Source organism: Hominimerdicola alba (genome assembly GCF_900109655.1).
Classification (GTDB): domain Bacteria; phylum Bacillota; class Clostridia; order Oscillospirales; family Ruminococcaceae; genus Hominimerdicola; species Hominimerdicola alba_B.
Map to the genome: position 1 here is coordinate 24,806 of NZ_FOAT01000013.1, position 26,991 is coordinate 51,796.

Genomic DNA, 26,991 nt, shown 5'->3' on the forward strand with positions numbered 1-26,991 from the left:
TTTTTTTACTTTCGGTATTTTACACTGTTCGTGTGATATTCAGACACTGTAAAGCATATGATATACCAAAAAAAGGAGGCTTAGATATGACAGATATACAGGGCAGGCACAATGCTATTCTTGAAGACCGCAGCAAGCTGATGCTGACGGGTGTGAACGATGTGGAGCGCTTCGACGAAAATACGGTGGTATTATACACTCAGCTGGGGGAGCTAACTGTAAAGGGAGAAAAGCTCCATATCAGCGAACTCAGCGTTGAAAACGGCGAGCTAAATATTGACGGCGAGATATCCGCGATGGTCTACGGTCAGCGGGATGCTGTCAGCAGGCTGGACTTTTTGGGAAAGCTGCTGAGATGACACTGTTTGAAGCTGCTGCACAGCTGGGCGGGCTGCCCTCGGGGGTGATACTAGGTATGGTGTGGGGGATATTGTCCGTCCCGCGACTCCGGTGCCCGCGCTGCGTCTGTTTTGTTGGAGATATATTTGCTGTGCTGATGTTCTCATTCTGCCTGTTCATGCTCGGCGTGGGTATTGAAGGACACCTGCGTTATCCTACAGTACTTGGTACAGCGGTGGGGTTCTCGGCGGTGCGGGGGATATGGCATATCCTGCAAAAAGAGCTCGTCCATTTCGATAAAAAAGGATAAAATTATCGCCTGCGGCATTGTTGGCCACAGGCGGTCTGTTGTTATAGCTTGTCACCCTGATATGCATTTCTGCGGGACATTTCCATATCGATACCATTCAAAACGCGGCGTTTGTCGCGGCTCCACAGCGGTGCTATGAGTTCGTTTCGGTCGCCGTCCCCTGTAAGTCTTTCTATGACTATCTGCGGTGGCAGAAGTTCCAGCTGGTCGCAGATAATGCCTATATACTCGTCTCTTTCCAGAGTTCGGAACTCTCCACGTGCATACATATCGGCAAGTACCGTGCCTTTCAGTACATGGAGCAGATGAAGTTTCACCGCGTGGATATCCAGCTGCCCGACAGTTTGCGCCGATTCGCGCATCATGTCGGCTGTCTCACTGGGAAGTCCATTTATAAGATGTATACACACGTTGACGTTCTCCGCTCTCAGCAGTTCATATGCGCGTAGCAGGTCAGCATAGGTGTGACAGCGGTTCATAGCGAGAGCTGTGCTATCGTATATCGTCTGCAAGCCAAGCTCGACTGTGAGATATGTGTCTTTTGCCAGTTCACCCAGCATCTTCGCTTTTTCGCTGTCGATACAGTCTGCACGGGTGGCGATGCTCAGCCCTACTGCATTTTCAAGTTCAAGTGCAGCTCCGAACATCTCCCGCAGTATCCCCACATCGGCATAGGTGTTGCTTCCTGCCTGAAAATATGGGATACACAGCGCGTCAGCCCATTTTTTCTCCATAACGCCGCGTACTTGGGCATACTGTTCCTCAACAGATCTTCTTGGATCGCCTGCGAAATTTCCGCTCATCTTTGCCGAGCAGAAAGCGCATCCGCCGAAGCCTTTCGTGCCATCACGATTTGGACACCCGAGGTCGATATTCAGCGGGACTTTGTAAACCTTTTTGCCGAAGCGCTTTTTAAGATAATAGCTGTAGCTGTGGTAACGCTTGTTGTCGTCAGAATACTCAAAACCGTTCATCGTTCTTCGGGTACATCAGGGGGCGGTTCGGTGTCCGAGGGTTCGGTATCGGGCTTGGAATCCGGATCTTCGGTAACGGGCGGCTCGGTATCGGAAGGTTCGGTGCTGTCCTCGGTATCCTGAGTAGATTCGGTATGATGTGAGATAACAGTCGTAGTAGTAGTCACGAAGGGCGCCTCGTTGTTTGTGGTGGTCATTTCTTCGTCTGCATCTGGCATTGAGTAGGTCTTGTAGGTCGAGGCAGGTCTTGATACTGCCGTTGTTCCGCCGCCGGGGGCAGTTTCGTCGCGGTCTGCTTCGGTGACGGTGTTGCCGTCTTTGTCGGTCATGACTGCCTTTGTGGTCACGGCATTCTCGTCACGCTCATCGTTGTCAAAGGGGTTATATTCCTCGCCCTCCTGCTGACGCCCTATGAGGTTATTGTAGTTTCCGCTTCCTCTTTCGCTGATGGTGTTGCCTATGCCGTACAGAAAAGATATATGCTCCTCTGCCGACTGCATCTGCTCGGGTATGGGCAGTTCACGGAGATACCTTTTTTCGATGCCCTGTTCAAATTCACCACTGAGAAAACTCTCCTTTGTAAGCGTGAGCTCTTCGTCGTTACGTATCTTTCCTCCGTTTACCGCGAGGAATGATACCGCTATGAATATCATCAGCACCGAAAGTACCAGCAGGTTCAGATTATCGTAATGTCCCACGCCTGTTTCAAGTGCCAGAAACTGCACAGCACGGTCGTTTTCTTCACACTCATCGGGAAGGTCTACCTTTGCGGCTTCTGATTTCAGTTTACTGAATTGGTCTTCCATCTTGTCCTCCGATCTCATACCGCCGCATTAGCTGCGAGGGTTATAACGCTTATCACCAACACTGCCGCTGTTGCTATGGTCTTGCAGATGCGTACCGTTCCGTAAGCTTTTCTGCTTTTAGCCGAAAGCTTGTCCGCCGAGCCTGTTATCAGCCTGCGTACAGGTGTGCATACCACACAGAAAGCTATCAGTATCAGCACGCAGTTGTTGAGCACGGCGTCCTTAACTGCTACGCTTAAGGTGTACTGAACGCCTGAGCCCATCAGACCCAGCACCCATTTATGGTAGCCGAAAAATCCCTTGAATTCAAGCGCGCCGAATATCAGCAGGCTTGCCATAACAAGGTAAACATACTTGAAAAATGCGGGGAGTTTTGCCAGGATATTTTTCAGGAAAAGCTGTTCCAGCGCCACCAGCAGACCTGCCGCAAGCCCCACTATAAGGCTTATGGGCTTGACTGCGTACCACAGCCCCATGATACCGCCGCATATCACTGCACATACAGCAGTGCGTACTTTCGACTTGCTGTTAGGTATACCCAGCAAGTCGCTGAAAAATGCTATAACTGTGGAGTTGTAGCTCTTCACAAGTCCTGTGAAAAGCTCGTCGGGCTCTATGTCTCGGTAGTTTATCGGTAGCACGAACCCGCCCATCAGGCTGAATCCGCGGCTCATATCGCAAAGACCTGTAAACATAAAATAGTACTGTGCAAAGAATGCCAGCATACCCAGCCAGCAGCCCAGAGTAGTTATCTCGCTGCCGTTGAGACCCGCAGTGCGTATCTTGCGAAAAACCTCAGCCAGCAGTACTACCTTGCTAAGTCCCCAGATCATTTTGTTCAGACCGGCGTTCAGTTTTTCTGTGGTGACTTCGCGCTTTCGTATCTGACCTTCCATATCGCCGTAATGCACCATAGGACCTGCGCACATCAGGTGGAAAGATACCATATAAGTCATTATACAGAACACGTTCTTTTCGGCTCGTACCTTTCCTCGGCAGACGTCCGAAACGTAGGAAAATCCCCTCAGCGAATAGTACCCCATGCCTATGGGCAGCATAATGTCTTCAAGGGCGAGGGCTGTATCTGCGAACAGGTAGTTGTGCCCAAATATCAGCATCAGCGCCGCATTCATGATACCGTCCGCCGCAGTGAGGAGCACCGCTCCCGTGCGGTTCTTTTCGCGTATACTGCCGATGCATAGTCCCAGCGCCCAGTCAACCACCAGGGACAGGAATATCAGACATACTACAAAGGGTCTGCCCCAACTGAAAAACAGCAGTGAGGTGATTATCAGTATCAGGTTTTTATATTCCGAACTCCTGTCCAGCATGGAAAGCACCGTTGAAACGGGAAAAATTGCGAACAGGAAGATAAGGTCTGTGTAAGTCAAGATGAATTCTCCTTATATATCAAGTTCAGTTTGACTGAACTTGTGATTTTTAATATTAATCTGCATTGAAGTAACTTTGAACGGAAAAAGAACTGATTGCAGATTTTGCCGATATTTCGCGGTTTTTTGACGTTTTAATTAACGCGATTGAAGCTCTGTTATAATATTTTAGCACACTTCACAAAATTACGCAAGCGAATTTATAAAGAAAATCTAAATTTTTCAACTTTTAACCAAAACATATTGCAAATTATAATAATTGTGTTATAATAATAGCGTAGAGAAAAGTGATAGTGCGCCTATCAATACACGGCGCGGGGATATTCGGCAAAGGGATTTAAGCCCTTAACGGCGTGGCGTGCGCTGGTTTTCCGCGGTTCGGTTATTGACAGCATTCATGGCAATCAAGCTGTAAAGGCGCGTGGTTTGGAAGGAAGTGGCATCAATGTCTACTATACTAATTACTGGTGCCAGCGGCATGATCGGTCAGTACCTGACCTCCAGCCTGCTGCATAAAAAACACCGTGTATTCGCGGTGGATTCAAAAACGAATGACTTCATCGGCAAAGACAGCAATTACAGCTTTACTCAGTGTGATATCAATGATAAAAGAGCTATATGCAATATCATGGAATCAAATCATATCGACGTTGTAGTGCATCTTGCAAATTCCGTGGATAATGATATAGACTCACTGGTGACAGATGCCGAGATAAAGAAGAGCAAAGTTACCGATAAATATATCTATTCTGCGGCTGATAAGTGCGGTGTGGGATGCTTTATACTCCTCAGCACTACCGAGGTCTACGGCCTGCAGAAGGGCAGAGAGCCTATCAGAGAGACCATTGCTGAAAAAGCTATAACCAATTATTCAGTGATGAAGCTGAACAGCGAGAAGCTGATGGAAAAAGCTTTCAAAAAGAGCTCGACGATCCCTGTCGTAGCAAGGGTAGCGCCCATCTATGATGCTGAGCATACCGATAATCTTCATTCCCACGTTTTCGATCACAAGGAGAATGTCGGCTACGTTTTCGGTGAAGGCGACTACGGCTTTACTTTCTGCTGTGTGTTCAATCTTATCGATTTTATAAACGGTATCATATCCGTGCCTCAGGGCAAATACAGCGGCGTATATAATGTATGCGATTCAAGACAGCTGAACGCCAACGAGATAATCCAGTACGAAAAGGATCGTCACCGCATAGGTGCCGTTATCCGCCGTTCACCCGGCAGTGAAAAGGCAATGCTTTTCAACAAGGGCAAGATGAGGACTGATTATCGTTATTTTGACCCCACCATCACCTATAACAACTGGTCGTTCGATAATACCCGCGCAAAGCGTATCGCGCCCATGAGGTGGAACCTGAGCAATACGAAATAATAATGTATACAAAGCGCTCCCGTCTTTCGGGAGTGCTTTTTTTGCGTTAATGACCACAATAAACAATTATAGTATATTATTTTGATAAACAGGCGAAAACGGACGGAAATCTTTATGACATAGTTTGTTTAAGCATAGTGTCGAATGATAAAAAATGCGGTGTGGATTTATGCATATCTACAAAGATGCCAAGTGAATTGTGCAAACTCTTGACAAGTACACTTGGCAGTGGTATAATATCATCATACCAAGTACACTTGGCATAATACCAATAAAACTATGCACATCTGAAAGGATGATATTTATGGATAAAGAGAAAATACTGGCAATGAGCCGCGAAGAATATGAATATGAAGATCTGGCAGAAAGGGAGGCGTGTGAAAGAGGTTTTATTAAATCACACGCGCTGTTGTTCTATATTTGTCTGGCTCTGCTATTTCTGGATTTAATATATACTCATCGTATCAACGCCGGTTATCTTCTGATAACAACGCTGGACACTGCGATCAAATATTGGAATAAAGCAATGATTTCAAAAAAGAAGACCGATTGGTTATGCTTTATTCTGATGGTGTTAGCTGCAATTGCAGATGTTATCATAATGATCGTATTCTATTATCTTTACTCAGATATGTAGACAGATTATATATCGAGGTGCTGGACCTATGGACGAAACACTTATTCTTAAAAACCGCCTTAAAGAAGCCCGCGCCGAAAAACGGCTTTCTCAGGGTGCTCTCGCTAAGATGGTGGGAGTTTCACGCAATACTATAAGCTCGATAGAAACAGGGCAGTTCAGCCCGACTGCCAAGCTTGCACTTATAATATGTATAGCTCTGGATAAAAGGTTTGAAGACCTGTTTTACTTCGATTGAAGACACTTATCATTGTCAAGTATATGCATTTCGGGTGAAAATGAGCGAAAATGCGTCATTTTTGTAGAATGTGCATAGAAGTTGAGCGGAAACATTGTGAAAAATTTTATTACTTAAAATGCTCGGAAACTATGGTAATTTTGGCGGAAATCTGTTATAATATATTTACGACCGTAAATTGGCAGTATCCTGCTGCGCAATAAAACGGAATTTCAAAATTTTTGGAGGTAGATAACCTATGGCAACTAAGTATTGCTATCTCTTCTCTGAGGGTAATGCCAACATGAGAGAACTGCTCGGCGGTAAGGGCGCAAACCTGGCAGAGATGACCAACATCGGTCTTCCCGTTCCCCAGGGCTTCACTATCACTACCGAGGCTTGCACACAGTATTATGAGGACGGCGGTATCTCTGAAGAGATCCAGAAGGAGATCAACGAGTATATCGTAAAGATGGAAGGCATCACCGGCAAGAAGTTCGGTGACAAGGAGAATCCTCTTCTCGTTTCCGTTCGTTCCGGTGCAAGAGCTTCCATGCCTGGTATGATGGATACTATCCTGAACCTGGGTCTGAATGAGACTGTTGTTAACACTATCGCTGAGAAGTCCAACAACCCCAGATGGGCTTGGGACTGCTACAGAAGATTTATCCAGATGTATTCCGACGTTGTTATGGAGGTCGGCAAGAAGTATTTCGAAGAGCTGATCGACAAGATGAAGGAAGAGAAGGGTGTTACTCAGGACGTTGAGCTGACTGCTGACGATCTGAAGACACTGGCTGGCCAGTTCAAGGCTGAGTACAAGGCTAAGATCGGCGTTGACTTCCCTGACGATCCTAAGGAGCAGCTGATGGGCGCTATCAAGGCTGTATTCCGTTCTTGGGATAACCCCAGAGCTAACGTTTACAGACGTGATAACGATATTCCTTTCAGCTGGGGTACTGCTGTTAACGTACAGTCTATGGCATTCGGTAACATGGGTGACGACTGCGGTACAGGCGTTGCATTCACCAGAGATCCCGCTACAGGCGAGAAGAAGCTGATGGGTGAGTTCCTGACTAACGCTCAGGGCGAGGACGTTGTTGCAGGTGTTCGTACTCCTATGCCTATCCAGCAGATGGCTGAAACATTCCCTGAGGCTTTCGAGCAGTTCAAGCAGGTTTGCCAGACTCTCGAGAACCACTATCACGATATGCAGGACATGGAGTTCACTGTTGAGAACAAGAAGCTCTATATGCTGCAGACCAGAAATGGTAAGAGAACTGCTCAGGCTGCTCTGAAGATCGCTTGCGATCTCGTTGATGAGGGCATGAAGACCGAGCAGGAAGCAGTTGCTATGATCGACCCCAGAAACCTCGATACTCTGCTGCACCCTCAGTTCGACGCTAAGGCACTGAAGGCTGCAACTCCCGTTGGTAAGGGTCTGGGCGCTTCTCCCGGAGCTGCTTGCGGTAAGATCGTATTCACAGCTGATGACGCTGTTGAGTGGGCTGAGAAGGGTGAGAAGGTCGTTCTGGTTAGACTTGAGACTTCTCCCGAAGACATCACCGGTATGAAGGCTGCTCAGGGTATCCTGACTGTTCGTGGCGGTATGACTTCTCACGCTGCCGTTGTTGCTAGAGGTATGGGCGAGTGCTGCGTATCCGGCTGCGGCGACATCAAGATGGACGAGGCTAACAAGAAGTTCGACCTCGGCGGAAAGACCTTCAAGGAGGGTGACTACATCTCCATCGACGGTACAACAGGTAACATCTATGATGGTATCATTCCTACCGTTGACGCTCAGATCGCAGGCGAGTTCGGCAGAATCATGGCTTGGGCTGACAAGTACAGAACTCTGAAGGTTAGAACTAACGCTGATACTCCTGCTGACGCTAAGAAGGCTAGAGAGCTGGGCGCTGAGGGTATCGGTCTGTGCCGTACCGAGCACATGTTCTTCGAGGCTGACAGAATCGCAGCATTCAGAGAGATGATCTGCGCTGATACCGTTGAAGAGAGAGAAGCTGCTCTGGCTAAGATCGAGCCTATGCAGCAGGCTGACTTCGAGGCTCTGTACGAGGCTCTGGAAGGCTGCCCCGTTACTATCAGATTCCTGGATCCTCCTCTCCACGAGTTCGTTCCTACTGAGGAAGAGGATATCAAGGCACTGGCAAACGCTCAGGGCAAGTCCGTTGAGGATATCAAGGCTCTGATCGCTGGTCTCCACGAGTTCAACCCCATGATGGGTCACCGTGGCTGCCGTCTGGCTGTAACATATCCTGAGATCGCTAAGATGCAGACAGCTGCTGTTATCAAGGCTGCTATCAACGTTCAGAAGAAGCACGCTGACTGGAACGTTAAGCCTGAGATCATGATCCCTCTGGTAGGCGATGTTAAGGAGCTCAAGTTCGTTAAGAAGGTTGTAGTTGAGACTGCTGACGCTGTTATCGCTGCTGCTGGTTCTGATCTGAAGTACGAAGTTGGTACCATGATCGAGATCCCCAGAGCTGCTCTGACTGCTGACGATATCGCTGCAAACGCTGACTTCTTCTGCTTCGGTACTAACGACCTGACTCAGATGACCTACGGCTTCTCCAGAGATGACGCAGGCAAGTTCCTGGGCGCTTACTACGATAAGAAGATCTTCGAGAACGATCCTTTCGCTAAGCTCGACCAGACAGGCGTTGGCAAGCTGATGGAGATGGCTATCAAGCTTGGTAAGCCCGTTAATCCTACACTCCACTGCGGTATCTGCGGTGAGCACGGCGGCGATCCTACTTCCGTAGAGTTCTGCCACAAGATCGGTCTGGATTATGTATCCTGCTCTCCTTTCAGAGTGCCGATCGCTAGACTGGCTGCTGCTCAGGCTGCAATCGCTGAAAAGAAGTAATTCTTTAAGGCGTACAGCATCCACAGTGATGTGTTAACTGAATAGCAAAATCAAAGCTCTCACAGTTTCGGCTGTGAGAGCTTTTTGCGTGGTTATTCTATTACTTGGGATTATTCAGTAACGGATTGCTGCCCTTAAATACGTCTTCGCCCATTTTTGGCGAACCTTCTATGATAGTCTGTTCGAGAGATGGACAGTTTTCAAAGGCATGATCGCCTATCTCTTCAACGCTTGCAGGGATAGTGATCTTTTTAAGAGAGGGGCAGTCACAAAAGGCATATCTGTCAATGACTTTTATGCTATTCGGAAGTTTTATGCTTTCGACAGAAGAATATTGAAATGCACCATTAATATATTTCACACTTTCGGGTATCTCAACGGTCTTGATATTTTGAGCCTCCCAGAATGCTCTGGAACAGATACTTTCTATCCCATTTGGTATCACAACATTTTCATCACCACCGATATACTTATAAAGTAGTACATCATTGAAAATTATGAAATCGCCTGTTGCTTCTTTTTCAAGAGTTTTTTCAAAGGGGGTTCCTCTAAAAATGCAGCCGCAGTCAGTTTTAAGGTTTTTGGGAATATTGGCTTCTGTAAGACCGCTGTTCTGAAATGCGCCGTATTCTATTTCTTCTATGCTGTCAGGAAGAGTCACTTTTTTAAGGGAAGTGCATTCCATAAAAGCGTTGATACATATTTTTTTCAAGCCTTTCGGAAGTGTTACACTTTTGAGAGAGGTACATCCCGAAAAAGCGGAGTCACCAATCGTTGTAAGGCTTTCGGGGAAGACGACCTCTTGTAAGTATTTCATGTCTGCGAAGGATTCCATAAGCGGTCTGGTTCCATAATTAAATCCTTCAGCGGTATCTCCGTAGCCTATCTCAGTGATGCCTTCGGGGAAAACTAGCTTTCTTACCTTAGCATCGGCAAGAATATGCGAACCGCTGAATCTGAGATTTGATGGGATATTTATCGTTCTGAGTTCTTTGCAGTAACCAAACGCCCAGCCGTGTATCTCCTCAACTGTGTCAGGCAGGTGAATAGCTGTAACATATTTGTACATTACATATTTTTTTGTATCGTATTTACCATTTTCATATAATGGTTCTTCAAAGATAGAATTTCCTATTGATGTAACGGGCTTACCCTCGATAGTATCAGGGATATTCAGAAGAAAAAAGGGTCCCGTGTAATGTTCTATCTCAATAGTGTCATTTTCCAACACCTCATAATCAAAATAACGTTCCGGCATTCCGATGTTCCAGAACACGATATTGATAATGACATATATCAAAATTATCAGACCCAGTAATATCAGTACGATATTGCGTATTCTCTTTATCAGACTTTTCTTCGGTTTTGTATTTTCCATAATTGACCTGCTTTCGTAATGTAAAATATACCAATGGCTATTATACCACAGAATCTCGCTGACGTCAATCGATATAAATTAACGCATTGTGAGAGCTTTTTTATCCACGCTTTCCGATATTTGCCGGTAAATGCAGATATCACCATAACCGAAAAATCCATATTACCGTCACCAAAAATATTAACCTCGCGAATTGTGCATATCATCAAAAATAAGAACTATACATTTGAACATACTGCACATAGCTGTTCCGCATGAGAGACTAATTTTGTGCAAATTATGTGCAATTCTTACCGAAAATTGCGGAGTAATGGTTAAATTGATTGACAATTCTCAAAAGATATGATAAAATGAATATATAAAAATTTTTGGGAGGAGAATCCATCATGAAAGGAAATCTTTTAAAAAGGCTGTCAGCTTGTGCACTTTGTATAACGATGGCTTGCTCGGCTGTACCGTTTACTGCATATTCAGTTTCGGCTGCTACAAGTTCAAGTTCCAGTGCTTCGGGTAATGCAGCATTTTCTACCGACTTCGAGGACGGAGATTGTTCAATGTTCTCTAAGCGCGGCGACAGCGATACTTCTGTTATCAAGGTCATCGAGGACAGCAAGGCACCCAGCGGCAAAAAGGTAATGGCTGTTACAGGCCGTGACCAGAGCTGGAACGGTCCTTCGCTCGGTGTAAAGGGCGTGCTTCAGCCCGGCGTTAAGTATGATATCTCGGTAAAGGTAAAGGCTCAGTGGTATAACACAGTCTGCATCTCGCTCCAGCATACTCCCGGCGGTTCTGATGAACCTCAGTACACAAACCTCGTTAAAGGTGTATCTCAGGGCGATTATGTTGAGTTGAACACAAGCTTCTCATATGGCGCTGAGGAAAAGGACGTTTCCATATACGTTGAGACATGGGGCGATGCAAACGATCTTTATATAGATGATTTCACCATTACTCCTGCAGCTAACAATATGGATGTTAATGCGCCTTCTCTGAAAAATGTTTACGGCGATATGTTCAAGTTCGGTACTGCCTGCACAGTTTCCGAATTAGCTCCAGATTCCACCAAGGCTCTTATCCGCAAGCACTTTAACAGCCTTACCGCAGGCAACGAGCTCAAGCCCGAGAACGTACTCGACAGAGAAGCTTGCCTTGCACTGGCTGCAAAGGGCGATGATGAGAATCCTCAGGTAACTCTTGAAACTGCAAAGCCTATCCTTGAATTTGCACGCAAGTACAATATCCCCATGAGAGGTCACGTACTGGTATGGCATTCTCAGACACCTATGTGGTTCTTCAAGGAAAACTATGATCCCGATGGTGACTGGGTATCCAAGGAAAAGATGCTCAAGCGTATGGAAAACTACATCAAGAACGTCTTTACAGCTGTTAAGAAGGATTATTCCGATGTCAACTTCTATGCGTGGGACGTTGTAAACGAGTGCTTTGATGATTACGGTTCACCCAGAAAAGCAGGCTTCCCCAGTGAATCCAACAACTACGAGGCTTCACCCTGGGTACAGATCTTTGGTGACAACTCCTTCATCAAGCCCGCATTCGTATACGCTAAGAAGTACGCTCCCTCTGGCTGCAAGCTCTACTACAATGATTACAACGAGTATATGCAGAAGAGCGATGCTATCGTAAAGCTCTGCCAGAATATCAACTCCGATGGTCACTACATCGATGGTATCGGTATGCAGTCGCATCTTAACGTAACTAACAACGGTTCATCTGATCCGTTCCCCAGTGTAAGTATGTACAGACAGGCGCTGGAAAAGTACAGCAAGACAGGTCTTGATATTCAGATCACTGAGCTTGACTGCACCGTAAACGACAAGAGATTTGATCTCCAGGCTGAGTATTACAGCGATATTCTGGATGCTCTTGTAGACTACAAGGATTATATCTCCGCAGTTGTAGTATGGGGCACTACCGATGATATCAGCTGGAGAGCAGACCGCGATCCTCTGCTGTTCAACAAGGATTACTCTGTAAAGCCTTGCTTTGAGTCCATTGTTGATGGTATCGATTACAATGATTATCCCAATATCGATCCTCCCTCTGACACTTATCCTAAGAACGTAAAGGCTAATTACAGCACCAAGTATCATCAGGTACAGTTCGTTTGGGACAAGGTAAAGGGTGCTGACAGATATGGCATCGCTGTATATCTGGCTGGTAAATGGAGAGTTCAGACCTCCAACGTTACCACCAACAGCTATGTAACTCCCAAGAACCTTACTCCCGGCATGACCTACAGGGTAGCTGTTGCCGCAAGAGTAAACGGTAAGTGGAACACAGCTGATCCTATCAAGAATGCGATAACTGTTACTATCAAGTAATATACAGTTCACATACCCTATAACGGCAGTTCCTTCGGGAACTGCCGTTTGTTTTTGATATAAAAAAATGACCGACCTAGCATAAAAAGCGAAGTCGGTCATTGTAATTTTATCAGATATCCAGCCTGAGAGCCGTGCTGTTCATTTCGATGAACTGGGGCTTGACTGTCTTTTTCATGGTCTCTTCAACATCGTCTATGCCAAAGGGGAGCACGCCCGAGCGCACCGACTGTCCCAGCATTATCATGTTGAGTGCTCTGGGGAAACCTACCATACGGCAGGCTGCTTCACCATCGATGGTCTTCAGGTCAGCCACGTTTTTTGCCAGATATTCCAGCATCTCGGTGCCGTTGTAGGTAGTGCCTTTCAGTGATACCGTAACAGGCACGATGGGATGAGTATTGACTATCACCTTGCCGCCGTCCTTTAGGTAGGGCAGCATACGGACAGCCTCCGCAGGTTCAAAAGCGATTATCAGGTCAGCAGTTTTCTCGGGGAACATGGGGCAGTAGAGGTCTTCGCCAAGCCTTAAAAAGCTGAAAACACTTCCGCCTTTCTGTGCCATACCGATAGTTTCCGCACTCATTACGGGGATATCTTTTGCCATAGCTGTTGCCGCGATAAGCTTTGAAGTCAGCACGATACCCTGTCCGCCAACACCGCATATAAGAATATTATTCTGCATTTTTGCCGCCTCCTATCGCATTTACGGGACATACCTGTGAACACAGACCACAGCCTGTGCAAAGGCTTTCTTCGATAGCTATCTTGCCGTCCCTGAGAACAAGTCCGGGGCAGCCGAGAAGATTTTTGCACTTCTGGCAGTTGATGCACTTGTCATTGTCGATGACCGCGGGCTTTTCGGGCTTGATAAGCACAGCACAGGGCGACTTGAATATTATCGCCTTGACACCATTTTCATTTGCAACACGCTTTACAGTCTCAACAGCTTCGTCCAGTTTCAGCGGGTCAACAGTTTCGATAGTTGTAACACCTACGCCGCGGAGTACCTGCTCGATGTTGACCTTTTCAACCACCTGACCCATCATCGTCCTGCCAGTGCCGGGGTGGGGCTGATGTCCTGTCATGGCGGTGGTGGAGTTATCCAGAACTACAAGGGTCATATCCGCCTGATTGTATACCGCGTTAACAACGCCTGTTATAGCCGATGCGAAGAAAGTGGAATCACCCACAAAAGCAAAGCACTTGGTGTCGGGATCGATACGTCCTATGCCCTGTGTGATGTTCACGCCTGCACCCATGCAAAGGCAGGTATCCACCATATCAAGAGGCATGGCGTTACCAAGGGTGTAACAGCCGATATCTCCGCAGAATACGCTCTTTATGCCTTTCATTGCCTGCTTTACAGCGAAGAACGATGCTCTGTGAGGACATCCCGCACAAAGTACAGGAGGTCTTACAGGCAGTGGAGGAACGTCCTCAGCCTTTTCCTCAGCGGGGAGGAATATGCCAAGGAATGAAGCAACAGCGCGCTTTACCGATGTGCAGGTGTTCTCGCCCGCAGTGGGGATATTGCCTGTCTGCTTGCCGTATATCCTTGTTTTAAGACCGTACTTTCCGCATACGTATATCAGCCCTCTCTCGATAACAGGGTCAAGCTCCTCAATGCAGAGAACTTCGTCAAGACCTTCAAGAAAAGCCTTTGCAGCTTCCTCGGGGAATGGGAAAGGAGTGCCCACCTTGAAGAGGGGAACTTCCACGTCAAGAGCTTTCAGCGCTTCCTTGGTATAGGTGAAGTTTATACCGTGGGTCGCGATGCCGCGCTTGCCAGAACCGCATTTTACAGGGTTCAGTCCGCTGCCGCTGAATACAGCAGAAAGCTCACTGTTGCGCTTTTCGATATCGCCGTGTGCCTTGAACGAGAGCCTTGGGAAGATGACCCACTTCATGGGGTCGCGTACAAAGCCTTCGGGCTTGTTCTTTACGCACTCGCTGTCGTCCTTGACTTCGATAGATGCATAGCCGTGACAGACTCTTGTTGTAGGACGGAAAAGCACAGGTGTGTGGTACTTTTCGGAGTACTCAAAGGCTGTCTGTATCATGTCGTAAGCTTCCTGAACGGACGAGGGGTCAAAGCAAGGGAGCTTTGAGTAAGCCGCGAAAGTGCGGGTGTCCTGCTCTGTCTGTGAGGAAATGGGACCGGGGTCGTCAGCCACAAGTATTACCATGCCGCCCTTAACGCCGATGTACGCAAGGCTCATCAGCGGGTCTGAAGCCACATTCAGACCTACCTGCTTCATGGTGACCATGCATCTTGCACCGCTGTAAGCCGCGCCTGCGCCGACTTCAAGAGCCGCTTTCTCGTTCACCGACCATTCAACGTACAGGCTGCCGTCATTGTTCTTTGCGGCAGTTTCCAGCACTTCCGTCGATGGTGTGCCGGGGTAGCCCGAAATAACATTAAGCCCCGCCGCTATCGCACCTCTTGCGATGGCAGCGTTGCCCATCAGAAATTCTTTATGCATAAAAAACGCTCCTTTTTTATGGATATTTTCCTAAATTATTATACCACATCTTACGCCAAAAGTAAAGATGCCCGAAAAGAAGCAGCAGATATTCTTATGATATAAATGTATTTTTTGTAAGTTGAATATAGATAAACTATTGACAACGCTGCGGTGCTGTGATATTATATCTATATGGGAATATTGGTCTTTTGTTAAATATTGACAGTTATCCCCGCGGAAGAATAGCATCAACTCTAAAGGAGGTAAAAAAATGAAAATGAAATTCAAGCGCACAGGTGCAGCGCTGTTGGCGTGTGCCATGCTTTTTGGAACGGTTCCGCCGTATGCGGGCGCATTATTTGGTACGGCGATCACAGCCAATGCTGCGGTGGCAGGCAAGGGCACAGAGGACAGCCCTTACATCGTAACGACATATGACGAACTCAAAGGGATATTCGATATGAAATACACCGATTGGGCGGGCGATGTTTATGTCAAGCTGGGTAAAGATATCATCAGTGAAGATAAGCTGAACGATAATGACTTACGTCTATATAATAATAGCAATATAGGTATTGTAAGTGTTCACCTTGACCTTGCGGGACACAAGCTTGCCAGATATGCAAAGACTGATGATGAAGATATGTTCTACATAGGCGGTGGTTGTACACTTTATATCGATGACAGTGTTGGCGGCGGAGTTATTGAAAGCAGTATCGATAGCGGTGAACAATTATCAAAAATGTTCTACCTTGGTGAAAACGGAGCACTTGTGATAAATGATGGAACCTTCAAGTCAGTAAGACCCGTTGGTTTTAACTGCAGAGAACGTGTTATCTATTGCAATCAACCGAGTGCTTATTTGGATATCCAAGGAGGAGTTTTCTCATCTGATTCAGATACTCCCATGTATGTAAATAATGCGAATTATATTTATATATACGGTGGTACATTTATCCAGAAGGCAAAAAAATGTTATGGTATAATAATCAATGATTACGGAGTACGATTATATATAGACAATTGTAAGATCATAGGCGAAGGTGTGTCTACAAGATTAAAATGCGGATCCTGGGATCTGTCAAAAGTTATTAGTACATTGGCGGAAGTGACTGTTGACGGCACTGTACTGGAACGCTGGAACTTAGGTGAAGAAATATCCGGCAATGAGATCGTTATAAGATCACCCAAGGTGATAAACAGAGTAAATATCATGATCGCCGAACCCAAGGCAGGGCAGACCGTATCATACCTTGCTGATACCAACGACCCTGATAGGGTCAGTGCATGGGGTGTCAGCAAAGGAATCAGACTGCGCGGTTATGTACGCGCATGGCTTGAGGGTGATACTGTTTTGAACGGCGATAAAGTGAACAAGTTCGAGGCAGGGAATACCTACACCGCAAAGTTCAGCATAATGACCGAGCAGGAAGGCGATACTTTCAGCGATGATCTTAAAGTGACCGTAAACGGCAAGCCTGTTGAGAACCTGAAAATTGATTCAAAATCGGAATCGGCATCATTCAGCATCACCTACGATCTTAAAAAGCAAAAAGGCGATGTGACAGGTGACGGAAAAATCAATACTTCCGATGTTACCAAGGTAGCTGCTCACGTAAAGGGCAAAAAGCTCCTTACCAAAGAACAGCAGGCTCTTGCCGATATAGACGGCAACGGAAAGGTCACTATTACCGACCTCACCAGAATTGCGGCGCACGTAAAGGGAAAGAAGATGATCGTATAAACCGTTACTGTTTCGTATGCGGTGGTATTATCTCGTATGACTTGGTATAAAACAAAGCGGAGAATGCAAGATGCGTTCTCCGCTTTTATATCGTTTGTTGTGTTTATATCCGCTTGAATACTGTAGCGGAAAGCGGCGCACAGCGCACGTATCCCGAACATTCTTCCTCGTCGATAGTTCCCGATTCGTCGAGCCGCTTGTAGAATATTCCCCAGGGCAGGTTGAAATACCTCTCCTCTAAGTAGGGGTTCAGGGCGATGACGAAACATTCCTTTTCGTTTTCCAGCTTCCATATTATGAAGTTCGCGTCCCCCGTATCGTGGAACTGCAAATGCCTTTCAACGTCGCCCTTGTTCGCCATGCGGAAAAGTTCGCTGGATCTTCTGAGTTTTATAAGCGCCTTGTAGTAGTTGAAGACAGCGCGGTACTTGTTCTTTTTGCCCCATTTTATGGCGTTGGTGTGGTCGGGGGCGTTGTAGCTGTTGCCGTTGTATACGTTCAGTTCGTTGGGCTTTTCGTTATCCGAAAGATTCCTCGGCTTGCTGCGCAGAAAATCCTGTCCCAGCTGTATGAATGGCATACCCTGTGAAAGTATGATTATCGCAGCTGCCATTTTGTCCATCTTTATCAGGTCGGAGGGGCAGTAATGGTTGCTGCCTGATATCTTCAGCTTGTCCCATAGTGTGTGATTGTCGTGGGCTTCGGCATAATTCACCGCCTGTGTGGGCTCGAATGCCCAGCAGGCTTCGGAAGCATCATTCAGCTGATAATGTGGCACAGAACCTGCGATACCTCTTTTCAGTATCGAAGACGTATTGCGGTTGCCGCTTATGAATCCCAGGTCGTAGGGGTTGAAAGTTCCGCCCTTTACCGAATCGCGGATATTATCGTTGAAAAGTCCCACTCTGCCGAATTCGTAGCTGTTCCACTTGTATGCTAGCTTATCCGCAGGCATGGGGGATTCTCCGCCTGTCCAGCCCTCGCCGTACATCAGCAGGCTGGGGTCTATCTTATCCAGTTCATCACGTATGATATTCACTGTTTCGATATCGTGCAGCGCCATAAGGTCAAAGCGGAAACCGTCCACCTTGTACTCCGTTGCCCAGAATTTCAGGGAATCTATCATGTATTTGCGGAACATCAAGTGGTCGGAAGCAGTCTCATTTCCACAGCCCGAACCGTTTGAAAATGTACCGTCCCGCCTTTTGCGGTGGTAGTATCCTGGAAAAGCTTTCTCAAATGAGCTGTCTTCGGTGTGGAATGTATGGTTGTAAACAACGTCCATGATAACGCCTATGCCGTTTTTATGGAGGGTCATAACAAGTTCCTTGAATTCGCGGATACGGCATTTGGGGTCGTAGGGGTCGGTAGAATATGAACCCTCGAGACAGTTGTAGTTTTTGGGGTCATAGCCCCAGTTGTACTGATTTTTCTCGGGGTGCGCCTCGTCTACGGTGGCATAGTCCGCCACAGGCAGAAGATGAACGTGGGTCACTCCAAGTTCTTTAAGATGGTCAAGGCAGGTCTCGGACTTGCCGCAGCGTGTCCTGCTGTGGGTCAGCCCAAGAAATTTTCCCCTGTGCTCGGGACATACTCCCGAGCTTTCATCGATGGTGATATCCCTGATATGGCATTCGTATACTATCGCCTGACAGGCGTTAAGGCACTTCGGCTTGGGAACTTCGTCCCAGCCCTTTGGGTCGGTAGTATCGAAGTCCACAACAGCGCCCCTGTTGCCGTTTATACCGCAGGCTTTTGCATAGATATCGATAGTTTCAAGACGGTTGTGCATATACTCAAATTCGTAGGAAAATGTGTAGAAAAGTCCGTCACAGCTACGGAAAAGCTCAACATACCAAACGCCCTTGTCAAGCATCTCCATCGGCAGAGTTTCAACCAGGTTGTCGCCCTCGCCGTCAAGGTAAAGGTTGAGATAAACGCCCGTAGCCAGCGGCGACCATGTTTTGAAAACTGTTCTGTCCTTATCCGCGCCGACTATATTTGCGCCGAGGTCGTTTCCGTCGTAGTAAAATTTGTTGTCGATATCTGCTGCGTTGTATCTGAGCAATTGTTTCACCAACTTTGTTTAAAATTCATTTTACTTATTACTTACATAAGCTTTTCAAGCTCTTCGCGGAGCTTTCGCTTCATATCCTCAAGCTTCTCCGCGGTGGGACGATTATCATCGCTGTACATTTCTTCCATGGGTATGCTCCACACCGGACCTCTGCCGTTGTTGTAGCAGTTGCCGATATCTCCCGTTCTCCGCGGGAATAGGTGCCAGTGCAGATGCGCGTCTCCCATTCCAAGAAGCTCGTAGTTCATTTTTTCAGCCCCGAAAGCCTTTGCAGCTGCCTGAGCCACGAGAACCATCTCTTCCATGAACTTTGCACGCTCGGCGGTATCAAGATGGAAAAGCTCTGTTTTATCGCCGTGGTGCTTGTACAGAAAAAGCGTATAACCATAGAAATGCTGATGGTCGCCTATGACCACGTATCCTGTTTCAAGCTCTTTCACGAAATACGGGTTCGTCCCGTTTTTTATCATATTGATCCTGTCGCATATAAGGCACATAGTATCCACCGTTTCTTAGTTGAATTTGTACTTGTCATATCGGCATTTTATATGGAACGTTCCTGCTTCAATGACAAAATATTTTCCCTTGTATGTCGCGGCGGGGTGTACCTCTGTGATGTATACGGAGATATCACCTATCTTCGTTTCCTCAAAACCATCGGGTTCACCGACCGCAAGGTACTGCACCGCATAATAATCCATATAGCCGTCATCGTTCTCTATGGGCAGAAAGACCTCAAAAGGGAGCTCGATATTAACACCGAGCTCCGAAAGAAACTCAGCGACTTTTGGGTAAGCCAATTTTATCTCATCAACAAGATTCTGACAATAATCACAGCTGCATACGCTTTCTCTCCCCATACCTGCGTAATACGCTTTTGTAGCTTCGATATCCATAGGCTACTCTTATTTTACGGACTTAGCCAGCTGTTCGCCCTGACGCACCTTGGTCTCAGCGCCCTCGCGTGTGTTTATCAGCAGGTCTTCATCAACTATGGCAGCGCCTTTTTCAAGCAGAAGCACGATAGTCGAACCGCCGAATTCAAACATACCCTTTTCCTCGCCCTGACGGACTCTGTGATTTCCCCATGGGTGATGGTTGGATATCTTGCCCACCATAAGCGCGCCGACTTCCATCTGCACCACATCGCCGAAAAATTCTGTTCTCAGCATACAGTAGGTGCGGGAATTCTCCTTGTAGACCTCAACATGGCGGTTAGCCACGGGGTTAACGGTGTTGAGAAACCCCTTTATCTCACGGTCATGGCTCTTGATACCGCTGAGTGGATAGATGTAACGGTGGTAGTCGTCAACACTCAGCCTTATTATCAGCGCATAGCCGCCGGCATATTTCTGCGCAAGCTTTTTGTCGCGCAGCAGGCTGTCGATATTATACACCGAATCCTTTATAACAAAGGTATTCGAGGGTGTTATCTCATAGGCGCTGACCTTGCCGTCCGAGGGTGATACTAGCTTGTGTTCATCGGGGACGAAATGTCTGCGTCCCGGCTTTATTTTGCGGGTGAAGAAATCGTTGAAGGAAGTATACTGCTTTTCCTCGTAATCAAACATATCAATGCCGTTCTTTTCGGCAAAATTCTCGATAAAACCGCTGCTGAACTTGCTGTTCAGCACCTTTCTGCTGACCTTTGAGAATACGGGCAGTGAAGCTATCTCCAGCACGCTTCTGCCCAGATAGCTGTCATAAGCATCATTCAGGAATCTGTCCTGATTGGTGGTGACTTTATACTCGTTGCCCTGTCTGTCTCTGTACCTCATGTGTATACACTCCTTTCGATCGCGTTTGCTTTAACATTCCATTTCCCAGTCGTAAGGACCTTTTTCCTTATCATAGTTTACCCTTATTTCAGGTGAGCCAAATAGATTATCGGAACCATATACCGCTATGATCTGTGTCTCATCATAAATATCCAGACAAAACAGAGACAGATCGTCGTATATAGAGCCTGCTCAGAGAGTTCGTTGCTATCTTCATCGAACACTTCATCGATATTTTGTGATGCATATCTCCTGCATTTTTTGTCCAGCTCGGCTATATCGCCTATGCGTTCAGCCGCATTTTTTATAATTGCCTCCCACTTTTCGGGTTCGTTTTCCGCATAGATATATGCCCCGATACTGTCTTCGCCGAGCTTCATCTCGCCCTCGAAACGCTCTTCTGTCTTGTCGTACTCAAGCTCTCCGAAGAAGTCGTCCTTTACTATGATAGGCTTGTTGTATTCGTCTACATATGCCTGTAATTCGGGACACTGCACTTTTTTATCAACGATCTTTTCAAGCCAGAACCCTTGGTGTTCTTCTGTGCCGTCCGTATTCTTTTTCATTTGTTCACGAACACGCACACGGTACAGCCCGTTTTCGGTAAAGCCCTTTATTTTGCCGCAGTTATCGTATGTTTGATTTCTTACGAACCAGTGGAGGTATCCCTTTGCGGGCATGAGTTCGCCTTTTTCTTCGTCATAAAAGGCTGTGCAGAGAACGTCCGCGCAGTACGCTTCGCCTTTTTTTCTATTTACGCTGAATGTGCCGTTCGTATCGCATTTTTCGACAGCTGCTACTATCGTGCGGATATCCTTTTCATAATATGAGTTCGGCCATTCTATGCTGTCGGGGTCGATATTGCCAAGAACGATCTTTCTGAGAGCTTTGTGTCCGAAATAAGTCAGCACTATCCACAGCACTGTCACTGCGAAATAAACACCGAGCTCCCGACCCGATTCTTTCAGACAGTAAAAGGTAAGTATCAGCAGGAAAAGACCTCCGCCGTACCAGACTATGTATAACAGCGCCCTGGGAAAGTACCTTATGATCATCAGGTAAGTCAAAAAGTTCCCTTTGAAGTCCCTTTCACCCTGCGACCTGCGTAACGCCGCATATACGAGTCCGCTCAGTATATGCCCCGTGGCAAAGACAAGCAGTGCGAACAGCAAAGCCTCGGGTCTGCTCTCTTTGATGAAGTCTTTTATCAAAAAGAAATCGATCACACCTGTGAATGTTATCACACAGCTTAACAAAAGTACCAGTATCCCGAAAAGAAATATGTCCACAGCTTTTCCCTCCCGACAGAGTTATATGATATGGTTCATTTTAAGATAGCTGAAAAAGAGAATAAGCCCCAGTGTGAACATTACCAGCAGACCCTTGTTGCTGGGTTTGTTGACCTTTATCTTCAGCACGAACATCACCGATATCAGCACAAGGAAACCCTGAAATACATATGGGAATATGTAACCGGGGATATTATGCCTGCCGATATACAAAAGCGGCAGAACTATACATACACTTGTAACAGGCAGCCCCTCGTATTCCTTGCGGTTCTCCTCTGTTTCACGCTGGCGTTCCTCTTCCATAACATTGAAGTATGCCAGTCTTATAACTGCCGCGAGAACTATCATCAGCGAGGGTATCAGTCTCATGGGGTATACTGTATGATAGTGATATCCCAGAACAGCAGGGAAAACGCCGAAGCATACAAGGTCGCACAGAGAATCTATCTGTATGCCGAAGACCTTTTCGTGATCTGAGCGGTTTTTCATTGAACGTGCTATCTTGCCGTCGAACAGGTCGCATATGCCCGATATAACAAGGCAGAAAAACGCGATCGCGTCATGTCCTTCAAATACCTGTGTTATCCCGAATACCGAGGATAACAGTCCCACATAGGTGAGTATTACCGAATAATTATAAAAGCCTATCATTTTGAATTCTTCCCTCTTCTTATCTTTATAAAGTTTTTTGATCTGTGTTTTAGTCCGGCAAAGTCATGCCCCAGCCAAGAATTTTTAGATAAAAAAATCAATTTCGCGGGATATTCAGCTGCTTGTCCGAACGCATTACTTTCAGGTGGGCTATGAACGTTACTATACCGCCTGCTATCAGCACCGCGTAGAATGTAAGTCCTCGACTGAGGAGCAGAGCGGGTTTTACAAATTCTGAACCGAATATCGCTTCAAATACCAGCAGGAAGCTTCCCTCGGTAACTCCCGCCGCTCCGGGCAGAGGAAGCATCTCCACCGCTATTGCTATCATCACCTGCATGGTCACGATGTCGTAGAAACTTACGCCCGAAAGTCCGTAGGACTTGTATATCACCCATGTTACCGCGAAAAGACAAAGCCTCTGCACAAGGGTCATGATGAATACCTTAGCCACTGTTACCGCATTTTCTCTGACGTACTTTGAACCGATAACATAGGTATCGCAGATACGGTTTATTTTCTCCACAAGCTTTTCGTGGTTCTTTTCCTTGACTATCTTCCAGTCCGTAAGCTTGTTGAGTATGGTGATCCCTGCACGTCTTGCCCAGTCGGGTCTTGCGACGATGAATGCAAGTCCTGCGATGAAAGCTATATTCAGCACAAATCCGACCGTTATCAGCAGCGAAAGACGGCTGCCGTGTTCGGCTACAGCGTCAAAGTTGAATATCAGCAGGATAAGCCCCAGTATCACCAGCACTGATTTGTAAGCTATTGTCACCAGCAGCATTATCAGCGAGGAGAAGCCTATCTTTACGCCGTCTTTTTTCATGTAGTACATCTGTGCAGGCTGTCCGCCCGATGACGAGGGGGTTATATAGCTGAAAAAGAACCCGATGAAAGAGTATTTCAGACAGCTTGTCAGCCGCACTTTTTGTCGGCATACCCTTAGCAGGAAATGTATTATGCAGGATTCTCCCGCCACAAAGCAGAAGGTCAGCACAAGTCCCGCCAAGAGCCATTTGTCATCTGCATTCTTAAGGTCTTTTATGATATCCGAAAGCTCCTGTCCTTTGAAGAGCAGTCGGAATGTCAGCAGCATTATAAGTCCGATAAAACCTATATTAAGAACGTATTTAAGATATTTCTTTACCAGTCGTTTTATTGTCGTTCACCAACTTTAATATATGTCTGTATCGCCCGTCAGCTTAGCTGAGGGAGGTGAGTCTGTCGTAGTTTGTGGCAGCAAGGTACATAATATTTATTACCAGCTGTATTATAGTGAATCGCATTACCACCTGTGTATCAGACCAGCCCTTGTTCTTGCGGCAGTGGTCATGCAGGGGAGTGCGGATATCCTTCATGAAGTTCTTCATTTTGAGGAAACGTATGAAGCTTACCTTCAGCAGGCTGAGACCGCCGTCCAGTATGATAACTATGCACATAGGTACAAAGCTGAAAGGGTTCTTGCTCATCAGGAATACTATGGCAAGCAGTACGCCCAGCGCACGGGAACCTGCATCGCCCATAAGCATGGTGGAGGGCGAACAGTTGAACCATAGATATGCCGCCAGAGTTGCAAGCATTATCACTGGTGCAAAATCCAGGAATGACCAGCCCACGGTAAGTGTCAGCACACCGCTGAACAGAACGAAGCTGCCAAGCACCGCCATCACCAGTGAAGCACACAGACCGTCAACACCGTCGGTGCAGTTGGTGACGTTTATGGAAGTCCAAACCAGCACACCTGCCAGTATGATGAATATCACAGCGGGTATGTGGAAATGCAGGTGGAGCAGGGGCATATCAATATTGCTGCCGTTATACTTCCAGAAAGTAACAGCCGTACCCAGAGATATCACCAGGTCAAGCAGACCTTTTTTGAGGTTGCCCCATGGTATCTTGGCGGCATCATCGAGATAGCCGGTCAGCATAGCGCCGTATAACAGCACGAGATAAATAAGATACTCTAAGTCAAGAGGTATGAACAGCGCTGCCGAAAGGCAGAACGTTGTGATGAATATAAGTCCGCAGCCCCTCGCTTTTCCCTGTGACAGCGCACCGTTTACCGCGAATTCTCTGCCCTGATCTTTCGGCAGGATGTTTCTGAAGAACTTCAGTGCCAGAAAACATGACCAGAACGAAAAAGCGAGCATCAAAAGCATGAAAACCGCATATTTCGAGGGATTGCCCTCATCAAAAAAATCATAATGCGAACCAAAAAACAGTCTGTATAACATTTGCATCTTCCTTTTAAATAAAAATACTCATACATCATATATTATACTACATATTATAAGAAAATGCAAATTTTACGGGCGGTCATTTTGCACAAATTTACCCTTCGTACTTCGGAGTTAACTGGGGATACCTTTTTAATAAGTGTATTGATCCTTTGCGGACTGTTATGCTCATCTGACAAACTGTGTATATATCATGTGTGTGTATATACACAGTTAAGGGGTGTGTATATACACGCTTCGGGGGTAAAATATGCCTGAACTTGTCATATGTGCATAACTTAAAGGGAGGGTGGTTTGCAGAAATTATGCATAGATACAATTGTATTCGGGGGGTATTGACAAAACTGTGCAAACTGTGTATACTGTATACATACAGTTAAGGCTGCAATAACAGTCATAACAGTAACACAGAAATACAGACAACAATAACGTTACCGAAAGGAAGTATAATTATGAATAACACAAACAGAAAAGCTCTGGCAATGAGGATCATCGCAGTATTTATGCTGATCATGGGCATCATCGGAACAGCAAGAGGAAGCACAGCGGCGATCGCGTGCCTGTGCAGCTCGGCAAGCATGGTCGCCGCTTCAAACTGGATAGTACGCAGAAGCAGATAGTTAAAGATAAACTGATACAACAAAACGATACGGAACAAAGGGAGTGGATCTTATGAAAAATACAATGTTCAGAAAGATAATAGCAGTTCTGGCTGCTCTGATAGGAATAGGCTCGCTGATAGCTTATGTATTTATGAATATGGGTGACAGCACCGTAGCACCTGCAATTGTGCTCATGGGTCTGATGCTTGTTCTGAGAGTAGGCTTCAATAAGCTGAAAGGCAGATAAAGATATACAAGGAGACACATCATGAAACTGAAGACAAATAAAAGAGATATCATCACAGCGGTTTCATTGGTAATAATAGGTATCATCGTTGCGATACTTTTAAGCGGTCTGAGTGACAGAGCGTTCAGGCTGTTTATAGCCGCTATGCTGATACTGCCCACATTCGGCAGATACTTTATAAGCAGGATAAAAAAGAGAAAGATATAGAACAAAGAGGGAGACAACAGAATGAAAACAAACTCACAGCGCAGGCGTGATGTGTTGAAAGGCGTGGCAGCGGCTCTGCTGATAGCGGCGTGCTTCTTCGCTTTCAGTCACCGCCTTCCGCAGAAAAACGATATCAAAGGGCTGGCAGCGCTGATGCTGGTTTGTGCGGGCGGAAGTTCATTCGGGCTGATGTCAGACAGCATCAATGAGGATATGCTTTCTCAGGAAAACGCTGAGGACAGCTTTATTTGAAAAATATGAGGTGAAACGTATGGAAACAAGAGAAAAGGTTCTGGAGGTCAAGGGACTTTCAAAGCAGTACAAAAAGGGCGTGTACGCTTCGGAAAAGGTAACTTTCGATGTACACAAGGGCGAGATATTCGCACTGATAGGACCTAACGGCGCAGGCAAGACAACAACTATCAGAATGATATCCACCCTTTTGCAGGCAACAGAGGGCGATGCGGTGGTAAACGGTCACAGCATACTTACTGAGCCCGACAAAGTCCGCAAAAGCATTACCTATCTTCCAGATGAAGCAGGTGCCTACAAGACCATGAAAGGCATCGATTACCTGAGATTCATGGCTGAGCTTTATGCTGACAACAAACAGCAGGCTGACAGCTATGTTGAAAGAGGCAGAGAGATATGCGAGCTGGGTGACAGGCTCAATGATAAGATACAGAGCTATTCCCGCGGTATGCAGAGAAAGCTCCTGCTGGCAAGGGCGATAATGTCAAAGCCCGCACTTGCCATACTCGATGAGCCAACTTCCGGTCTGGATATAATCAATGCCCTTGAGATAAGGCGCATGATAAAGAAACTGGCAGGGGAGGGCATGAGCTTCCTGCTGTCCTCTCACAATATGCTTGAGATAGAGTATGTATCTGACAGAGTAGGCATAATCGCAAAGGGTCATCTGCTTGAAACGGGCACTCCCGCGGAGCTTATAGCTAAATACCAAGCTGAAAATCTGGAGGATGTTTTCGAGACCGTGGTAATGAAAAGGAACAAAGAGGTGTGACA

27 protein-coding genes are annotated in these 26,991 nt (G+C 46.5%); 13 read left to right on the forward strand and 14 right to left on the reverse strand.

Annotated features, from left to right (window positions below; translation table 11 throughout):
• Positions 1-86: 86 nt before the first annotated feature.
• Both yabP and BMY75_RS13145 read left to right on the forward strand, forming a co-directional pair.
• Complete coding sequence (gene yabP / locus BMY75_RS13140) at positions 87-359, forward strand: sporulation protein YabP (RefSeq protein ID WP_074834517.1); 273 nt, start codon at positions 87-89, stop codon at positions 357-359.
• Positions 356-649, forward strand: coding sequence for a hypothetical protein (locus tag BMY75_RS13145; RefSeq protein ID WP_074834520.1), 294 nt, complete (start codon positions 356-358; stop codon positions 647-649). Before yabP ends, BMY75_RS13145 begins: the two co-directional genes overlap by 4 nt.
• A gap of 41 nt (positions 650-690) precedes the next feature.
• On the opposite strand, the gene BMY75_RS13150 is transcribed toward BMY75_RS13145, so the two are convergent.
• From BMY75_RS13150 to BMY75_RS13160, 3 genes are read right to left on the reverse strand one after another with little or no spacing between them, the layout of a single operon-like run.
• A complete protein-coding gene (locus BMY75_RS13150; protein ID WP_074834523.1) occupies positions 691-1,623 on the reverse strand; it encodes a tRNA modification radical SAM protein MnmL/YtqA in 933 nt (310 codons plus the stop codon).
• On the reverse strand, positions 1,620-2,429 hold the full coding sequence (locus BMY75_RS13155) for a hypothetical protein (RefSeq protein WP_074834526.1): 810 nt from the start codon (positions 2,427-2,429) through the stop codon (positions 1,620-1,622). Before BMY75_RS13155 ends, BMY75_RS13150 begins: the two co-directional genes overlap by 4 nt.
• A 14-nt stretch (positions 2,430-2,443) precedes the next feature.
• Positions 2,444-3,820 (reverse strand): acyltransferase, encoded by a 1,377-nt coding sequence (locus BMY75_RS13160; RefSeq protein WP_074834529.1) that lies wholly within the window; start codon positions 3,818-3,820, stop codon positions 2,444-2,446.
• Between the two features lie 445 nt (positions 3,821-4,265).
• Here BMY75_RS13160 and BMY75_RS13165 point away from each other — a divergent pair, with 445 nt between their 5' ends.
• The 4 genes from BMY75_RS13165 to ppdK all read left to right on the forward strand — a co-directional run bounded on the left by BMY75_RS13165 (position 4,266) and on the right by ppdK (position 8,942).
• Positions 4,266-5,201: an NAD-dependent epimerase/dehydratase family protein gene (locus BMY75_RS13165; protein ID WP_074834531.1), complete on the forward strand. Its 936-nt coding sequence runs from the start codon at positions 4,266-4,268 to the stop codon at positions 5,199-5,201.
• Between the two features lie 304 nt (positions 5,202-5,505).
• Positions 5,506-5,838 carry a DUF6442 family protein gene (locus BMY75_RS13170; RefSeq protein ID WP_074834532.1) on the forward strand — a complete coding sequence of 111 codons (333 nt, stop codon included), beginning with the start codon at positions 5,506-5,508 and terminating at the stop codon, positions 5,836-5,838.
• A gap of 28 nt (positions 5,839-5,866) precedes the next feature.
• A complete protein-coding gene (locus BMY75_RS13175) occupies positions 5,867-6,076 on the forward strand; it encodes a helix-turn-helix transcriptional regulator (protein WP_074834535.1) in 210 nt (69 codons plus the stop codon).
• A 238-nt stretch (positions 6,077-6,314) separates the two neighbouring features.
• Entirely contained in the window at positions 6,315-8,942 is a 2,628-nt protein-coding gene (gene ppdK / locus BMY75_RS13180; RefSeq protein ID WP_074834537.1) for a pyruvate, phosphate dikinase, read from the forward strand.
• A gap of 100 nt (positions 8,943-9,042) precedes the next feature.
• On the opposite strand, the gene BMY75_RS13185 is transcribed toward ppdK, so the two are convergent.
• Complete coding sequence (locus BMY75_RS13185) at positions 9,043-10,320, reverse strand: leucine-rich repeat domain-containing protein (RefSeq protein ID WP_074834540.1); 1,278 nt, start codon at positions 10,318-10,320, stop codon at positions 9,043-9,045.
• 386 nt (positions 10,321-10,706) lie between these two features.
• Here BMY75_RS13185 and BMY75_RS13190 point away from each other — a divergent pair, with 386 nt between their 5' ends.
• Positions 10,707-12,662, forward strand: a complete 1,956-nt coding sequence (locus BMY75_RS13190; RefSeq protein ID WP_074834543.1) for an endo-1,4-beta-xylanase — start codon at positions 10,707-10,709, stop codon at positions 12,660-12,662.
• 112 nt (positions 12,663-12,774) lie between these two features.
• Here BMY75_RS13190 and BMY75_RS13195 read toward each other — a convergent pair whose 3' ends face one another.
• Both BMY75_RS13195 and iorA read right to left on the reverse strand, forming a co-directional pair.
• Positions 12,775-13,347 carry an indolepyruvate oxidoreductase subunit beta gene (locus tag BMY75_RS13195; RefSeq protein ID WP_074834546.1) on the reverse strand — a complete coding sequence of 191 codons (573 nt, stop codon included), beginning with the start codon at positions 13,345-13,347 and terminating at the stop codon, positions 12,775-12,777.
• Positions 13,337-15,148, reverse strand: coding sequence for an indolepyruvate ferredoxin oxidoreductase subunit alpha (gene iorA / locus BMY75_RS13200; protein WP_074834549.1), 1,812 nt, complete (start codon positions 15,146-15,148; stop codon positions 13,337-13,339). Before iorA ends, BMY75_RS13195 begins: the two co-directional genes overlap by 11 nt.
• A 253-nt stretch (positions 15,149-15,401) precedes the next feature.
• On the opposite strand from iorA, the gene BMY75_RS13205 reads away from it, so the two are divergent.
• The gene (locus BMY75_RS13205) at positions 15,402-16,874 is read left to right on the forward strand and encodes a dockerin type I repeat-containing protein (protein ID WP_074834551.1); all 1,473 of its coding nucleotides are present in this window, start codon (positions 15,402-15,404) and stop codon (positions 16,872-16,874) included.
• A gap of 103 nt (positions 16,875-16,977) precedes the next feature.
• On the opposite strand, the gene pulA is transcribed toward BMY75_RS13205, so the two are convergent.
• The 8 genes from pulA to BMY75_RS13245 form a co-directional block, all read right to left on the reverse strand.
• On the reverse strand, positions 16,978-18,942 hold the full coding sequence (gene pulA / locus BMY75_RS13210) for a type I pullulanase (RefSeq protein ID WP_074834553.1): 1,965 nt from the start codon (positions 18,940-18,942) through the stop codon (positions 16,978-16,980).
• 41 nt (positions 18,943-18,983) lie between these two features.
• On the reverse strand, positions 18,984-19,421 hold the full coding sequence (locus BMY75_RS13215; RefSeq protein WP_347500073.1) for an HIT family protein: 438 nt from the start codon (positions 19,419-19,421) through the stop codon (positions 18,984-18,986).
• A 42-nt stretch (positions 19,422-19,463) separates the two neighbouring features.
• Positions 19,464-19,847, reverse strand: a complete 384-nt coding sequence (locus tag BMY75_RS13220) for a hypothetical protein (protein ID WP_074834558.1) — start codon at positions 19,845-19,847, stop codon at positions 19,464-19,466.
• A 9-nt stretch (positions 19,848-19,856) separates the two neighbouring features.
• Positions 19,857-20,729 (reverse strand): phosphatidylserine decarboxylase, encoded by an 873-nt coding sequence (locus tag BMY75_RS13225; RefSeq protein ID WP_074834561.1) that lies wholly within the window; start codon positions 20,727-20,729, stop codon positions 19,857-19,859.
• A 125-nt stretch (positions 20,730-20,854) separates the two neighbouring features.
• Entirely contained in the window at positions 20,855-22,018 is a 1,164-nt protein-coding gene (locus tag BMY75_RS13230; RefSeq protein WP_074834564.1) for a DUF7021 domain-containing protein, read from the reverse strand.
• 21 nt (positions 22,019-22,039) lie between these two features.
• Positions 22,040-22,669, reverse strand: coding sequence for a CDP-alcohol phosphatidyltransferase family protein (locus BMY75_RS13235; RefSeq protein WP_074834567.1), 630 nt, complete (start codon positions 22,667-22,669; stop codon positions 22,040-22,042).
• Between the two features lie 97 nt (positions 22,670-22,766).
• Complete coding sequence (locus BMY75_RS13240; protein ID WP_431602522.1) at positions 22,767-23,831, reverse strand: lysylphosphatidylglycerol synthase transmembrane domain-containing protein; 1,065 nt, start codon at positions 23,829-23,831, stop codon at positions 22,767-22,769.
• A 43-nt stretch (positions 23,832-23,874) separates the two neighbouring features.
• Positions 23,875-24,906, reverse strand: a complete 1,032-nt coding sequence (locus BMY75_RS13245; protein ID WP_081350554.1) for an MraY family glycosyltransferase — start codon at positions 24,904-24,906, stop codon at positions 23,875-23,877.
• Positions 24,907-25,361: 455 nt separating this feature from the next.
• On the opposite strand from BMY75_RS13245, the gene BMY75_RS18045 reads away from it, so the two are divergent.
• Genes BMY75_RS18045 through BMY75_RS13260 form a run of 5 tightly spaced genes read left to right on the forward strand, consistent with a single transcriptional unit; the run spans position 25,362 to position 26,989 of the window.
• A complete protein-coding gene (locus tag BMY75_RS18045) occupies positions 25,362-25,529 on the forward strand; it encodes a hypothetical protein (RefSeq protein WP_170844302.1) in 168 nt (55 codons plus the stop codon).
• Positions 25,530-25,581: 52 nt separating this feature from the next.
• Positions 25,582-25,758 (forward strand): hypothetical protein, encoded by a 177-nt coding sequence (locus tag BMY75_RS18050; protein WP_170844303.1) that lies wholly within the window; start codon positions 25,582-25,584, stop codon positions 25,756-25,758.
• A gap of 21 nt (positions 25,759-25,779) precedes the next feature.
• Positions 25,780-25,965 (forward strand): hypothetical protein, encoded by a 186-nt coding sequence (locus tag BMY75_RS13250; RefSeq protein ID WP_074834572.1) that lies wholly within the window; start codon positions 25,780-25,782, stop codon positions 25,963-25,965.
• Between the two features lie 21 nt (positions 25,966-25,986).
• Positions 25,987-26,217, forward strand: a complete 231-nt coding sequence (locus BMY75_RS13255) for a hypothetical protein (RefSeq protein WP_074834574.1) — start codon at positions 25,987-25,989, stop codon at positions 26,215-26,217.
• Between the two features lie 19 nt (positions 26,218-26,236).
• Positions 26,237-26,989: an ABC transporter ATP-binding protein gene (locus BMY75_RS13260; RefSeq protein WP_074834577.1), complete on the forward strand. Its 753-nt coding sequence runs from the start codon at positions 26,237-26,239 to the stop codon at positions 26,987-26,989.
• The last annotated feature ends 2 nt before the right edge of the window (positions 26,990-26,991 follow it).